Here is a 14,806-nt window from a genome sequence, read left to right as displayed (position 1 = left end):
CCGGCGCGCTGCGCCGGGCCGCAGCATCCGTGTTCCCGGTGCGCGTGGCGCGCACAGAATCGGAGGTTCTGCGCGACACGCCGGGAGCGCGCGCCACCGGCCCGCGTGGCGCCGAAACCCTCCGATCCTGTGCTTCAGGCGCAGGCGGGCCGCCGTGCACAGAATCGGAAGTTCTCAGCGACGTGCCGGGAACGGATGCTGCAACCCGGCGTGTCGCCGAAATCCTCCGATGCTGTGCGCCCGTCACGCGAGGTGCAGCCCGCGGTCGACGAGGCCGAGGATGGCGAGTTCGACCGTGTCCCAGTCGTGGACGACCAGGGCGTAGTCGAACCGCAGCGTGACGAAGCCCCAGGCCGCGGCGTTGGCATCGCGGACGAGGTCTTTGTGGCGATGCGACTCGCCGTCGTGGTTCGGCGCGCCATCGACCTCGACGATCAGGCGCTCGCCGATCACGAAGTCCACCCGGCCGACGGAGACGATCGACTGCTGCGTCCGCACGCTGAGCCCATGCGCTCGAAGCCGCCACCGCAGCAATGACTCGAGCCCGCTGTCTGCATCACGACGGGCGAACCCGATTGCGTCGCGCGCGTGGGCGTTCGTGTGCCTCGCGAGCCACTCGAGGTCGGCCTTCGACAGCTTGCGCAGCCGCAGCGCCGACTCCAGTGCCACGAAGAACGCCTCGAGCCCTTGGCACTGCAGGATCTGACGCACGACGACCCGAACCGACGGCACTCCGAACGCACTGCGCTTCGCGTCCTCGGCGTCGCTCCAGTGCGCGACGCACGCGCATTCCGGGTGCGGATAGGCGCGCCCGTGGGCGCGGAGTCCGACGTGAAGCAGACCCCCGTGCTCAGCGACCCAGAGTCCGAGGTGCTTCGCCGCGCTCACGCAGGCGATCCAGCCGCCGTGGGCCGCCGCCGTCTTGATGTCCGCGCACGCGCCGAGGCGCTCGTACACTCCTCGCCGCGGCGATATGAGCGTGCCGTCGCTCAGCCCGTCGGTGATTCTCGACCTCGAGAATCCCGATTCCCTCAGCTCTCGATACGTCGTGACGGCGGGAGTCGCGGCGGTGCACATCCGGCCAGACTCGTGGCCGCAGCATCCGTCCTCCGTCCGCCGGGTCGGAATTGTGAGCGGCGGGCGATCCGCGCGCGCTGGGGAGGAGGCTCCTGCGCCCGTGCCCGTGCGGGGCCGCCGGGCACAGAATCGGAGACTCTCGACGGCACGCCGGGAACGGATGCTGCCACCCGACGTGTCGCCGAAGACCTCCGATCCTGTGCGCGGCCCGCACATTAAATCGTTCCAATGTGCCCGGCCCTGCTGTTGACCGAGCCGGGGTGGCTGACCTAAGGTCGTGCGGGAAAACGTATTCCTTACGTGTACAACGATGAAGGTCCGCGCCCAGGCGGATCGACAACCTCGGGAGAGCGATTCGACGATGAATCTCCGCAGAACCTCTGCTCGCGCGCTCGTGGCCGGCACGGCCGCGTGCGCCCTGACCCTCGGACTGGCGCAGCCCGCGCTGGCCGACGAGACGCCGGCCGCGGCGCAGCTCGAAGCCCTCGACCGCGGCCTGGTGGCCGTCTCGACGGGCGAGGGCGTGTTCCTCAGCTGGCGCCTGCTCGCGACCGAAGCCGGTCCGGCGACCGAGACCGGCGTGAGCGGCCCGTCCTTCGCGGTGTTCCGCGACGGTGAGCGCATCGCCACGGTCGACGACAGCACGAACTATGCCGACGCGGACGGGTCCGCAGCATCCGTCTACACGGTCGCCCCCGCGTGGCACGACGTGACCGGCGAGCAGTCCGCGCCCGTCTCGGTGTGGAGCGAGGGGTTCTACGACCTGCCGCTGCAGAAGCCGGCCGACGGCGTCGCGCCCCAGAGCGTCCTGTTCCCCGAGGGCGAGAAGTACACCTACTCGGCGAACGACGCGTCGGTCGCCGACGTCGACGGCGACGGCGCGTACGAGTTCGTGGTGAAGTGGGACCCGTCGAACTCGAAGGACGTGTCGCAGAAGGGCTACACCGGCCCGGTCTACATCGACACGTACGAGCTCGACGGCACGCTGCTCAACCGCATCGATCTCGGCGTGAACATCCGCGCCGGGGCGCACTACACGCAGTTCATGGTCTACGACTTCGACGGCGACGGCCGGTCCGAGACGATGCTGAAGACCGCGCCCGGCACGAAGTCGATCCAGTACAACGCCGACGGCTCGGTCGCGGCCGAGGCCGGCATCACGATGCTCGCCGAGGACCTCGCGGCCGGGTACACGGCGACCGACGACTACCGCATGAGCGCCGCCGACTACCGCCAGCACCTCATCGAGATGTTCGAGGGCTGGTCGGAGCATCCCGAGGTGGTCGCTGGCCACTGGCCGGCGACGCTCGAGCAGGCGTTCGGCATCCCGGTGGCGCACGAGTACCCGCTGTCGACCGCGTCGGCGACCGAGCTCGTCGACTACTTCATCACGACCTACGCGCCCGCCCGCAGCGCGCGCAACGACCTCACGACGTTCGAGGGCTTCATCGTGGACGGCCCGGAGTACCTCACGGTGTTCGACTCGGCCACCGGCGAAGAGCTCGAGACCGTGCGCTACGAGCCGGGCCGCGACGACGACGGCCTGCTGTGGGGCGACTACGCGATGGCCCGCATCGAGCCGGGCAACCGCGTCGATCGCTTCCTCGCGGGCGTCGCGTACCTCGACGGCACGCACCCGTCGGCGGTGTTCGCGCGCGGCTACTACACGCGCACCACGGTCAACGCGTACGACTGGGACGGCGAGCACCTCACCACGCGCTGGGCGATCGACAGCGGCCACGTGCCGATGACCAACCCGTTCAACGACGGCCCGCACGGGCGTGACGGCACCGACCCGGTGTACGGCTCGATCACGACGCAGGGCTTCCACTCGCTGAGCGCGGCCGACGTCGACGGCGACGGCAGGCACGAGATCGTCTATGGCGCCGCGACGCTCGACGACGACGGCGGCCTGCTGTACAGCTCGTTCGACGTGCTGCCCGCCGGCAGTGCGGCGCCCGGCCAGAACGTGCGCCTCGGCCACGGCGACGCCATGCACGTCACCGACATCGACCCGAACCGTCCCGGTCTCGAGATCTGGACGGCGCACGAGGGCGGCACCTTCGCGCCCTACGGCTCGGCGATGCGCGACGCCGCGACCGGCGAGGTGCTCTTCGGCGCCTACTCGGGCCGCGACACGGGCCGCAGCATGATCGGCGACGTGCGCGCCGACGTGCCGGGGATCGAGGCGTGGGCGAGCATGCCGGGCGGCACAGAGGCGTCGGGCCTGCTGAGCGCGACGGGCCAGATCCTCGGCTCGGCGATCCCGGGCACGAACCAGTCGATCCGCTGGGGCGCCGACCTCACGACGCAGATCGTCAACGGCAGCGGCGACCAGAACGTCACGATCGACGACTGGACGCGCGGCCGCGTGCTCACCGCGACCGACACGCGCACGAACAACGGCACGAAGGGCAACCCGTCGCTCGTGGCCGACGTGCTCGGCGACTGGCGCGAGGAGCTGCTCGTGCGCACCGCCGACTCGAGCGCCCTGCGCATCTACACGAGCACCGAGGTGACGACGCACAAGCTGCCGACGCTCATGCACGACGTGCAGTACCGCGCCGAGGTGGCACGTCAGAACACGACGTACAACCAGCCGTCGTACACGAGCTACTACTTCGCGAGCGACATGGACTTCGCGAAGGTGCCCGTGCTCACGACGGCGGCGACGCCCGGCGCGCCGAAGTTCACCGACCCGAAGGGTTCGAACTCCGACCACGTGGTCGTCACGCCCCACCCGGCGTTCGACTACTACGTCAACGGCGGGAAGGCCGCCAAGCCGCTGGTGAAGGTGCCCGCGGGTTCGAAGGTGCAGGTCACCGCCGTGCCGAAGGCCGGCTTCGCCGTGGCCGCGGGCGCGGTCTCGACCTGGACGCACCAGTTCAGCAAGTAGGCAAGGACCACGGATGCCTCGGCCCGGCGCACTGCGCGGGGCCGAGGCATCCGTGTTCCCGCCGTAGGCTGGTGCGGTGAAGCCGTTCGTCCTCCTCGCCACCCGGGCCGAGGACGTGCCCGCCGACGAGGAGTACGCGCTCTTCCTGCGGTACACCGGCCTCTCCCCCGACGAGCTCGTGCGGGTGCGGCTCGAGGCGGACGCGATGCCGCGCTTCGACCTCGACGAGCTGTCGGGCATCTTCGTGGGCGGCGGCCCGTTCAACGCCTCCGACCCGCTGGAGAAGAAGTCCGCCGTGCAGCGCCGCGTCGAGGCCGAGTTCGCCACCCTCCTCGACGAGGTGGTCGCGCGCGACTTCCCGTTCCTCGGCGCCTGCTACGGTGTCGGCACGCTCGGCGCGCACCAGGGCGCCGTGATCGACCGCACGTACTCCGAGCAGATCAGCGTCGTGCCGGTGACGGTGACCGAGGCCGGGGCATCCGATCCCCTGCTCGCCGACATGCCGCAGACGTTCGACGCGTTCGTCGGCCACAAGGAGGCGATCACGCGCCTGCCCGCATCGGCGACGCTGCTGGCGTCGTCGCCGACGTGCCCCGTGCAGATGTTCCGGGTCGGCGAGAATGTGTACGCGACGCAGTTCCACCCCGAGCTCGACGTCGAGGGCATCACGACGCGCATCCACGCCTACGCCGGTTACGGCTACTTCGCAGCTCACGAGCTCGAGCTCACGCTGACCGCCGTGCGCCGCGCCGCGGTGTCGCACCCGAGCCGCATGCTCCGCACGTTCGTCGAACGCTACGCCCGCTGAGCCTCTTCGCAGTGCCGGAGCGCGGTGGTACGCTCCCCGCACCGGCTGCATCCGCCTGGGGAGATCGAGGTGCGTCATGGGTTCGAAGAAGCTGCTCATCACCGGTGCGGTGATCGCCGCGGTCGCCGCGACGGCGCTCCTGGTGCCCGCCATCGCATCGGGCGCCCCGCCGACACCGATGCTTCCCGCGACGAGTGTCGTCGCACCGGATGACTCGCCCGGCGGGCCGGGCAACGGCAAGGCGTGGGGTCACCACAAAGACGACCCCGACTTCCCGGGCGACAACGGGAACGCCAAGCGCGACAAGCAGGGCGACGGCCCTGGGAACGGCAACGCCTGGGGCCACCACAAGGACGATCCCGACTTCCCCGGCAGCAACGGCCAGGCGCGCGGCAACCCGCACCAGCAACCCGACGAGGACTGAGCGTCAGTCCGTCGCGGTGACGACACGGGAGACGGATGCTGCGCCCACCGGCTCGACCGATTCCAGCGCCTGGCTGAGACCGATGTCGACGAGGACGACGTCGCCGGCAAGCTCGGGTCCGCGTCCGGTGACGAGTCCCGCTTTCACCGCGCCGAAGGTGACGGTGACGGATGCTGCGAGCACGGCCTCGTCGGCCGCGCCGGTGTCGGGGTGCAGACCGCTGGGGATGTCGACGGCGATGGTGCGCAGCATCCGTTCGTCCGTGTGACCGTTCTCGAGCAGCAGGGTGACCGCCTCGCGGGCAGTGCCGCGGAGCGCGGGGTCGCGCGAGGCGCCGATGCCGAGGATGCCGTCGATGACGAGCGCGTAGTGGCGCGCGGCGTCGCCGATCTCAGGGAGGTCGACGCGCCTGACGCCGGCGCCGACCGCGGCGGCGAGGGCGGCCTCGTGGAAGCGCTCGGACACGAGCAGCGCATCGACGTCGGCGACTTCAGTGAGACGCGAGGCGGCGAACAGCGCGTCGCCGCCGTTGTCGCCGCTGCCGGCGAGCACGAGCACGCGCGGCCTGGGGACGTCGGGCGCGTCGAGAGCGACGGGTTCGAGGGCGCCGGTCATCGCGACGACGGCCTCGGGCGCCCTGAGCTCGTCGCGCACGATGTCGGCGAGGACTCCGGCGGCGCGCTGCATGAGCGGGACCCCGAGGTCGATGAGCGGGCGTTCCGCCGAGCGGATCTGCTCGGCGGTGTACGTGGGCACGCGCTCGCTCATGCGCGGTCTGCCTTCTGGGTGGCCAGGTCCTCGTCGGCGGGGGTCTTGGCTTCGTCAGCTGACTCCTTCGCCTGCTTCTTCTCGGCGGCGGCACGCTCGCGGTCGGCGTCGGCGCGCGCGTGCTCGAGCTCTTCGGTGGCCACGCGCACAGCATCCTCCGCCTGGCGGACGCGTCGCAAGGCGAACGTCGGGGATCCGAACCGCTCGCGCACGCGGTCGACCCGTTGGCGTTCGCTCACGATGATCCACGTGCCCGCGAGGAGGATGACCTGCGCCGAGAGGTTCAGCCACAGCAGCAGGGCGATGAGCGATGCGAACGACGCGAGGAGCGGGTTCGAGCCGGCACCCGCGACGAAGAGGGACGAGAGCTGCTGGAGCACCGTCAGGCCGATCGCACCGATCAGGGCACCCGTCCACAGCGACGCGGGGTGTGCCTTGACGCCGCTGAGGGAGACGAACGCGACGGCGACGATGGCCATGTCGAGGATGAAGACGACGATGATCGAGACGCTGCGGGTGGCGACGTCGGCGAAGGGGCCGTGGCTGATGCCGAGCCAGTCGAGCGCGGCGCCGACGAACGATGTGCCGATGAAGGTGGCGCCGGCCGACAGCACGAATCCGCCGCCGATGGCGATCGCGAGGAGCAGGTTGCGCAGCAGCACCCACACGAAGAAGACGTCGTCGTGCACCTTGTCGGCGAGTGTGCGCAGCGCGACGCGCAGGGATCCGATGGCGCCGATCGCCGCGCCGACGAGACCGACGAGGGCGATGATCCCGGCGACGGTGAGACCGGCGGGAGCTTCGATGGTGCTGACATCGATGAGGCCATCGTCTCCGGTTCCGAGGAGGCCGGGGATCGCAGCATCCACCGCATCGATCAACGACTGCCACGCGGCGGGGTTGTCGGCGAGCCAGACAGAGGCGAACGAGAATCCGAGCAGGACTCCGGCGAAGACCGAGAACAGCGCGCGGTACGTGACGCTGTCGGAGAGCATCGGGCCCCTGCGCTCGGCGTAGTGGAGCCACACCCGCACCGGTCGGAGGGAGAGCGCCCAGGCCGTCAGTTTCGCGATCAGGTCCGCCATTGCGCCACCTTATCGAGCGCGCGCGGCCGGCCATCCCAGGGTTGACGTGCGGCACATAGTATGTCCCTGGGGATAGGGGAATCACCATGAGGGGTCTTGCACAGACGCTCGTGCTCACCGGAGCCGTTCGAGCAGCAGATATGTCAGCCGCACTCGCGGAGGTGGGCGACGGCCCCGAACTGCAGAGGGCGCTCGTCAGCGCGAAGCTCGTGACCGAGTCGCAGGTGGCTGAGGCGATCGCCTTGCACACCGGCCACCGGTACGTCGACCTGGCCAATACCACTCTCGATCCGAATGTGATCGCGATGGTGCCCGGCAACCTCTGTCGTAAGTACAGCCTCATCCCGGTTGATCGCCGCGGCGATCGGCTGACCGTGGGCGTGCTGGATCCGACCGACATCGTGGCGCTCGACGACGTCGCCTCGATCACCGACCTCTTCGTCGAGCCCGTCGTCGTCGCCGAGGACGCGCTGCTGAACATGTTCGAGCGGTTCCTGCGCTCGGACGAAGAGCTCAGCGAGCTGTCGATGTCGATCGAGGAGTCGAGCGAGGCCACCGAGGCGGCCTTCACGGAGAGTCTCGAGGAACAGGACGACACCGCCCCGATCGTCAGGTTCGTGAACCTGCTGATCGCGCAGGCCATCAACGACCGCGCGAGCGACATCCATGTGGAGCCGGGCGAGAAGCAGCTGACCGTGCGGTTCCGCATCGACGGCGTGCTGCACGAGATGCAGAAGGCCGACCGGGCGATTCAGGACGGCATCATCTCGCGCCTGAAGATCATGTCGTCGATCGACATCGCCGAGAAGCGCAAGCCGCAGGACGGCCGCCTGTCGGTCACGCACGAGAACCGCACCGTCGACCTCCGCGTCGCGACCCTTCCCACCGTGTGGGGCGAGAAGATCGTCATGCGAATCCTCGACAACACCGGTCAGACGATGTCCATGCGGGATCTCCTGTTCTCGAGCACCAACGAGAAGCGGTTCCGCGAGGCGATCACGAAGCCGCACGGCATGATCCTCGCGACCGGACCCACCGGGTCGGGCAAGTCGACGAGCCTGTACACGGCCCTGCGTTCGATCGCGAACCCGAAGATCAACGTCATCACGGTTGAGGATCCGGTCGAGTACCGCATCGCCGGCATCAACCAGGTGCAGGTCAACAACCGCGCGGGCCTGACGTTCGCGACGGCGCTGCGGTCGATCCTGCGGTCGGACCCCGATGTGGTGCTGGTCGGTGAGATCCGCGACTTCGAGACGGCGAACATCTCCATTGAGGCTGCCTTGACGGGGCACTTGGTGCTGTCGACGCTGCACACGAATGACGCGCCTTCGGCGCTGACCCGTTTGACGGAGATCGGGTGCGAGCCGTTCCTGGTGGCGACAGCGCTGTCGGCGGTCATCGCACAGCGGTTGGCCCGGCGACTTTGCATGCGGTGCCGTGAGCCTCTGGTGGAGCCTTCGGAGGTGCTGGCGTCTTTGGGCTTCCCGCATGACCCGGGTGACGTACCCGAGCTGTACAAGGCGGTCGGATGCCCCGCCTGCAGCGGCACCGGATACCGCGGGCGCGTCGCGCTGCACGAGGTGATGACGCTGAGCGACGAGATCGAGTCGTTGGTGGTCACGCGATCGACGGGGTCGGAGATCCGACAGGTGGCGTTGGCGCAGGGGATGATCTCGCTGCGCGAGGACGGGTGGTCGAAGGTCGCGCAGGGGCTTACGACTATTGAGGAAGTGCTGCGGGTCACGGTGTGATGTGGAGCGCGCTCGCGCGCGCTGGCCTATTCCCGGACCCGTCCCCCGGCACCCGGTCGTTGAGCGAGCGAGGAAGAGGCAGACTACACGCCTGCCCCGGCGCACACCAAGGGCTCGTCCCGCGCCTCGCCCCCGGTCGTTGAGCGAGCGAGGATCGAGCGAGACGAACGCGCTGAACGCGGCGCACACCCAACGACCGGCGCCCTGCGCACCGATCGTTGAGTGATCCTCGCTCCTACGCCTGCTTGGCGAGCTCCCCGTACAGGGTGAAGATCGGCAGGTACAGCGAGATCACCATGCCACCGATGAGGATGCCGAGCCCGACGATGAGGATCGGCTCGATGGTCGACGACAGCTGCGCCGTCGCGGTCTCGACCTCGTCTTCGTAGAAGTCGGCGATCGACGCAAGCATGTCGACCAGCGTGCCCGACTCCTCGCCAACTGACACCATCTGCGGCACCATCGCGGGGAAGACCTCGGCCTTGGCCAGTGGCGCGGCGAACGAGCGGCCCTGCCGGATCGACTCCTGCACATCGCGCACGGCCTGCTCGATCTTCCAGTTGTTCGACGCCTGCCCGACGATCGCGAGTGCCTGGATGATCGGCACTCCCGCGTTCAGCATCATCGACAGGTTCCGCGCGAAACGGGCCACGGCAATCTTCGTCGTCAACTTTCCAAACACCGGCATCTTCAGCTTGATCGGGTCGACGAAGCGTCGGTACTGCTCAGTATGGCGGTTTGCCCGCCACCAGATCAGCGCCACCACGACCACGAGAACGATCGCGGGGATGATCCACCACATGTTGTTCGAGATCGTCACGAGGATCTGCGTTGGTAGCGGCAACGAACTGCCGAGCCCTTCAAACATGCCCTCGAAGATGGGAACGATAAACGTCACCATCACTAGCATTCCGATAAGCGCAATAACGAGAACGATGATCGGATACGTGACTGCTGCGCGGATCTTGTTCTGCAACTCGGCTTCGCGCTCGTAGTTCTGAGCGATCGAGCTAAGTGCTCCGCCGAGAAACCCGCCCGCCTCGCCAACCTTGATGATCGACAGCATCAGCGGCGGGAACGTCTGCGGATGCCGCGCCAGTGCCGCGGAGAACGACGAACCTGCTTCGACGTCGGCCTGCACCTGCACGAGCGCTGGCTGCAGCTTCTTGTCGTCGGTCTGCTCGATCAAGATCGCCAGTGTCCGCATCAGCGGAAGGCCGGCGTTGATGAGCCCCGCCATCTGGCGGGAAAACACCGCAAGGGTGCGCGCCGACACGGTCTTGGTCGCGCCCGGCAGCTTGATGTCTCGATTGAGTCCGGTAGTGGACTTCAGCGTCACCTCGAGGGGTGTTAGCCCTTGGGCCTTCAGCTTGCCGGTGACGGCGGATTCGCTTGCGGCTTCGATCGTCCCCTTGACGACCGATCCCCCACGGGGATCGACGGCCCGGTATACAAACTCCTGGACGACGGCCATGTCAGCCCTCCCCGTTCGAGTCTGCCCACGCTTCGAGGTCGTCGACGCCACCCCACTCGACATCGCGCGCGGTCGGATCGACGCGGCCGCCGACGGTAGGAGTGCCGAAGCGCGATCCCATGCCGATTCCCGTCCCCGCCGCGGCGTTGGAGGCAACCACCGCCGCAGGATCTGCCTGCCGCCATTCGCCGGCGTGGTGCGCCCACTCCTCCGCATCGAGATCGCGAGGCTTGATGTAGACGCCATCCAGGCTCTTCGGGTCGACCGCGAAGTCCAGCGCGACGTTGCGCGCGATGGTACCTTCGGCGACCAGCCGGCGGAGGTCCTGGTCGAGCGTGTGCATCCCGATCTCGGACCCCGCCTGCATCGCCGAGTAGATCTGCGCGACCTGGCCCTCTCGGATCATGTTGGCGACGGCGGGAGTGTTGATGAGCACCTCGGTCGCAATCGTACGGCCATTGACCTGCGCTAGCGGCAGCAGTGTCTGACTGATGATGCCCTGGAGGGTATCGCCGAGCTGCGTGCGGATCTGGTGCTGCTGGTCGGCCGGGAACACGTCGATGATTCGGTTGATGCTCTTCGCAGCGCCCTGGGTGTGCAGCGTCGAGAGCACGAGGTGTCCGGTCTCAGCTGCAGACAGCGCGGTCGAGATCGACTCAGGGTCCCGCAACTCGCCGATGAGGATCACATCTGGGTCCTGGCGGAGCACGCGCCGGAGCGCCTCGGCGAACGAGTTCGTGTCTCGTCCGACCTCACGCTGATGGACGAGCGCACGCTTGGACTCGTGGTGGAACTCGATCGGGTCCTCGATCGTGACGATGTGCGCTGGCACGAGCTGGTTCACGATGTCGACCATCGCCGTGAGGGTCGTCGACTTGCCGGAGCCGGTGGGCCCGGTGAGCAGCACGAGCCCACGCGGACGAAGTGCCAGGTCGCGGGCGATCGCGGGAGCGCCGAGCTCTTCGAGCGAGTACACGCGGTCGGGGATGTAGCGCAGAGCGATGGCGATCGAGCCGAGTTGCCGGTACACGTTGGTGCGGAACCGGCCGATCCCAGGGGTCGCGTGGGCGAGGTCGACCTCGCCGTGCTCCACGAACTCGCGTCGCTGCCCCTCTGACATGAGGTCGAACGCGGTGCGCTCCACCCACTCGTCGGAGACGGCATCGGAGTAGCCCGGCACGGGCACGAGGTCGCCGTCGACGCGTAGCAGCGGCGGTGAGCCGGCGGTGATGTGCACGTCAGAGGCACGATGGCGCGCGCCTCGCGCGAGGAGCGTTTCGAAGTCGAGGTCTTCCATCGTCTTCACCCTTCCGCGTCGACGTAGGTCAGCGCGGTGATCTGCAGGTCGACCGTGCCTTCCCCACTCTGGGTCATCGTCACGGCCATGCTGTTGAGCAGACGCGGCCCGGCGCGCAGGGCGTCGACGAAGGCTGTGGCCTGGGTCATATCGGTAGCCGCCGCGCTGATTACGAAGTCGGCCTGCTGTCGTTCCGCACCTGCGGGCGTGGCGGGAGCCGGCGCAGCGTCCGTCGTGATGGTTGCGGGGTCGGTTGCGGCCCTGGTGGCTTCGGGCGCTGGCGCTGGGGCTGCCGTCGCGGCTTCCTCGTCCGTCGCGCCGGTACGGGTCGAGTAGGCGACCTGCTGCCCCGCGGTGACCGAGGTGATGGCGATTCCGGATGCTGCGGCGGCGCGGCCGACGACCTCGAAGACGTCGTCGAACTGGCCGGTCGCCGGAATCTGCGACCGCAGCCCGGCGACATTCGCGGTGATCTCGTCGAGGTTCTCCTGCTCAGCGGTGAGGCTGTCGACCTGTTCCTGGTAGAGCGCATTCGTGCTGGCTACCGTCGCGGTCTGCTGGTCGACCGTCACCGCCTGGAAGTAGAGCGGCATCGCGACGAGGAAGACACCGAGGGCGATCACGCCGAGCGACACGATCAGGCCGATCGCGGTGACCAGGTGCTTGGGCATCAGTCGCCCCCTTCTTCGGCCGCGTACTCATTGGAGTAGACGGACTGGTCGAACTCGACGTTCAGCAGATACGAGAAACGGTCCTCCGACACCTGGCTGGAGGTCACCGACTGCCCGTCCGCGTACAGCACGCCCTCGACGCCGCGCAGAGAGCGGATGAGCGCGACGATGTCGAGCGGGGTCGGGCTGTCAAATGTCACCGTTCCGACGATGCCCTGCTCGACAGTGGGGTCCTCGCCCTGAGGCACGCCGCCGACGGTGAAGTCAACCCCGGTGATAGTGGTCTCGGCCGGCAGCACGCCGCTAATCTTGGCGATCACGGGCGTCCACGCCAAGTCGGTTGCCATGGCGTCGGTACGGAAGTCCGTCAGTTCGGACTCGGTCGCGAGAGCCTGGCTGACCTCCGAGAGCGACGCGATCTCGGTGAGCAGCACGTTGGTACGCGCCTGTTCCGCGACGAGTCGCTGGTCGGCGAGGAACTTGAACGCGAACGCGCCGGCGATGATGAGCACCGCGACGACGATCGCGCCAAGCACGATCCAGACCCACATTCGAACCAGCGATTCGCGCTCACGCCGCGCGATCTCGCTGCGCGGCATCAGATTGACACGAGGTGCTCCCGAGAACGGGACGGCGACGGCGGTCATCTCCCCACCTCCCCGAGCGCGATTCCGACGGTGCCGACGAGGTTGAGCGCGACTTCTCCGGTGGGCGGCGGTGTCGACATGGAGATCACATCGCCGACCGACGTGATCGTCATCGGTGTGTCGATGGCCGCTCCAAGCGCCGGCACGACGCCCTCGACGGCGGCGCCCGCGCCGGTAATGAACACTCGCGACAGCGGCACGGAGATGGGACGGCTGCCGAAGAAGGCGAGGGTGCTGCGCAGGCGGGCCGCGAGGTCCGAGACGCCGGGGGGCATCGCCGCGCGGATCGCGCCGCGCGTGCGGCTCGCCGCCGCGACGCCGGTGCCCCCGCCCATGCCGTTGCCGGCGACGGCGAGTTCAAGTTCCGGCTCGACGACCTCGGCGTTGTGGCGTCGCGTCGTCCCAGTCGCGACGTCGATCGGCAGTAGTCGCACGAACAGCGGCACGCCGCCCCGCGAGATGACCACCTGAGTCGTGTGGTCGCCGATGTTCACCGTCGCGACCGTCTCCGAGGGCGATGCCAGCGGTGCGGTGACTCGCGCCAGACCGAAGGCTGCGAGATCAACGGCCTGCGCGCGAACCTTGACCTTGGCGAGGGTCGAGATGATCTGCTCGATGTTCTCCGACACGGCAGCGACGAGCAGGCCCGAGACCTGGTCGCCGTCCTGGGTCAGCGGGAAGAAGTCGAGCACCGCTTGGCTCGCCGGCACCGGCAGCAGGTCCTGAACCTGGTAGGGCAGCGCCTCGCGGAGCAGATCAGGCCGCATCGCCTGAGTCGTGTACTCGCGCACCAGGATGCGGCGGCTGGCGACGCCGAGCACGGCATCCTTGCTCTTGAACTTCGCGCCGGTCCACAGCTGCCGGAGCGCGACCGCGACGGCGCCCGAGTCGAGCACCTCCGAATCGCGCGCTGCCTCGGGCGGCAGCGGCACTTCGCCGTAGGCGACGAGCTGTGGCTTGCGGCCGAGCGAGATCTCCGCGGCGCGGACGCTCTCTTCCGTCACCTCCAGCCCAACGATCGTCTTCCCCATGATTTCCCCTTCCCCAAAGACCGTCGGCGTCAGGCGCCGACGAAGAGATCCACGTACCACTTGCCGGCGGCTTCGCCGGCGAAAACACCTGTCCAGGCGCCGAGGATCATCCACGGCCCGAATGGAATGGCGGTCTTGCGCCCGGCGCGCCGCAATAGCATGAGCGCGATGCCGAACACTCCCCCATACAAGAAGGCCGCGAACGTCCCCACAGCGAGCGCGCCCCACCCGAGCCAGCCGAGGTAGATGCCGATGACCCCGGCGAGCTTGACGTCTCCCCCACCCATGCCACCAGGTCGCACCGCGCGCAGCAGGAAGTAGAGGAGGTACATCCCGGCCATGCCGATCGCCGCCCGGGCGAGAGCACCCCAATCGCCCGTGAGCCACGCGGCGACCGTGAACAGGCTGCCGGCGAGGAAGTAGCTCGGCAGCACGATGCTGTTCGGCAGCCGGTGCGTGTCGAGATCGATGAGGGTCAGCACGATCGAGATCGCCGCGAAGTACAGGAACGCGACGACGATGAGCCCGATAGCCCACGCCCGAAGTACAGGCCCGCTGGCGGTGACGCTCTGGGCGTAGACTGCGAAGCCCCACCACGCGACGACCGCGAACGCAACTCCGGTGACGGCTTCGACGATCGGATATCGCGCCGAGATCGGCGCCATGCAATTCGCGCACTTGCCGCGCAGGACAACCCACCCGAGCACCGGAACGTTGTGCCACGGTTTGATTGATGCGTCGCAGTACGGGCAGCGACTCTCGCGCAGCAGCGAGATCTTCGCCGGCACCCGGTAGGCGACGACGTTGAGGAACGACCCGACGAGGAGGCCGAGCACTCCTGCGACGACGAGGAAGATGGTGGGTCCTGTCATGC

Annotated in this window: 13 protein-coding genes; 4 read left to right on the top strand and 9 right to left on the bottom strand. The window is 68.5% G+C overall.

The window, feature by feature from the left end; all coding sequences use genetic code 11:
- Window positions 1-243: 243 nt before the first annotated feature.
- Entirely contained in the window at window positions 244-1,077 is an 834-nt protein-coding gene (locus tag ACFQ7C_RS17850) for an endonuclease domain-containing protein (RefSeq protein ID WP_378904335.1), read from the bottom strand.
- A gap of 361 nt (window positions 1,078-1,438) precedes the next feature.
- Here ACFQ7C_RS17850 and ACFQ7C_RS17845 point away from each other — a divergent pair, with 361 nt between their 5' ends.
- From ACFQ7C_RS17845 to ACFQ7C_RS17835, 3 genes are all read left to right on the top strand, one after another.
- Entirely contained in the window at window positions 1,439-3,973 is a 2,535-nt protein-coding gene (locus ACFQ7C_RS17845) for a rhamnogalacturonan lyase (protein WP_378904332.1), read from the top strand.
- 76 nt (window positions 3,974-4,049) lie between these two features.
- Complete coding sequence (locus ACFQ7C_RS17840) at window positions 4,050-4,781, top strand: glutamine amidotransferase (protein WP_378904329.1); 732 nt, start codon at window positions 4,050-4,052, stop codon at window positions 4,779-4,781.
- A 76-nt stretch (window positions 4,782-4,857) separates the two neighbouring features.
- Window positions 4,858-5,205, top strand: coding sequence for a hypothetical protein (locus tag ACFQ7C_RS17835; RefSeq protein ID WP_378904326.1), 348 nt, complete (start codon window positions 4,858-4,860; stop codon window positions 5,203-5,205).
- 3 nt (window positions 5,206-5,208) lie between these two features.
- On the opposite strand, the gene ACFQ7C_RS17830 is transcribed toward ACFQ7C_RS17835, so the two are convergent.
- On the bottom strand, window positions 5,209-5,973 hold the full coding sequence (locus ACFQ7C_RS17830; protein ID WP_378904323.1) for an NAD(P)H-hydrate epimerase: 765 nt from the start codon (window positions 5,971-5,973) through the stop codon (window positions 5,209-5,211).
- On the bottom strand, window positions 5,970-7,058 hold the full coding sequence (locus ACFQ7C_RS17825; protein ID WP_378904320.1) for a YihY/virulence factor BrkB family protein: 1,089 nt from the start codon (window positions 7,056-7,058) through the stop codon (window positions 5,970-5,972). Before ACFQ7C_RS17825 ends, ACFQ7C_RS17830 begins: the two co-directional genes overlap by 4 nt.
- Before the next feature lie 86 nt (window positions 7,059-7,144).
- Here ACFQ7C_RS17825 and ACFQ7C_RS17820 point away from each other — a divergent pair, with 86 nt between their 5' ends.
- The gene (locus ACFQ7C_RS17820; protein ID WP_378904317.1) at window positions 7,145-8,812 is read left to right on the top strand and encodes a GspE/PulE family protein; all 1,668 of its coding nucleotides are present in this window, start codon (window positions 7,145-7,147) and stop codon (window positions 8,810-8,812) included.
- Between the two features lie 235 nt (window positions 8,813-9,047).
- Here the strand turns inward: ACFQ7C_RS17820 and ACFQ7C_RS17815 are convergent, their stop codons facing one another.
- The 6 genes from ACFQ7C_RS17815 to ACFQ7C_RS17790 are packed head-to-tail and all read right to left on the bottom strand — an operon-like array spanning window position 9,048 to window position 14,804.
- Window positions 9,048-10,286 carry a type II secretion system F family protein gene (locus ACFQ7C_RS17815; protein ID WP_378904314.1) on the bottom strand — a complete coding sequence of 413 codons (1,239 nt, stop codon included), beginning with the start codon at window positions 10,284-10,286 and terminating at the stop codon, window positions 9,048-9,050.
- A gap of 1 nt (window position 10,287) precedes the next feature.
- Window positions 10,288-11,583, bottom strand: coding sequence for a type IV pilus twitching motility protein PilT (locus ACFQ7C_RS17810; protein ID WP_378904311.1), 1,296 nt, complete (start codon window positions 11,581-11,583; stop codon window positions 10,288-10,290).
- A gap of 5 nt (window positions 11,584-11,588) precedes the next feature.
- Complete coding sequence (locus ACFQ7C_RS17805; protein WP_378904308.1) at window positions 11,589-12,254, bottom strand: hypothetical protein; 666 nt, start codon at window positions 12,252-12,254, stop codon at window positions 11,589-11,591.
- The gene (locus ACFQ7C_RS17800) at window positions 12,254-12,901 is read right to left on the bottom strand and encodes a hypothetical protein (protein ID WP_378904305.1); all 648 of its coding nucleotides are present in this window, start codon (window positions 12,899-12,901) and stop codon (window positions 12,254-12,256) included. Before ACFQ7C_RS17800 ends, ACFQ7C_RS17805 begins: the two co-directional genes overlap by 1 nt.
- Window positions 12,898-14,046 carry a type IV pilus biogenesis protein PilM gene (gene pilM / locus ACFQ7C_RS17795; protein WP_378904302.1) on the bottom strand — a complete coding sequence of 383 codons (1,149 nt, stop codon included), beginning with the start codon at window positions 14,044-14,046 and terminating at the stop codon, window positions 12,898-12,900. The genes ACFQ7C_RS17800 and pilM overlap by 4 nt, the downstream gene beginning before the upstream one ends.
- Window positions 13,962-14,804, bottom strand: coding sequence for a prepilin peptidase (locus ACFQ7C_RS17790; RefSeq protein ID WP_378904299.1), 843 nt, complete (start codon window positions 14,802-14,804; stop codon window positions 13,962-13,964). Before ACFQ7C_RS17790 ends, pilM begins: the two co-directional genes overlap by 85 nt.
- Between the last annotated feature and the right edge of the window lie 2 nt (window positions 14,805-14,806).

The sequence above is a fragment of the Microbacterium sp. NPDC056569 genome, assembly GCF_042793475.1.
Lineage (GTDB): Bacteria > Actinomycetota > Actinomycetes > Actinomycetales > Microbacteriaceae > Microbacterium.
Note: the sequence above shows the minus strand (reverse complement) of the source record. Positions and strands in the feature narration are given on the sequence as shown.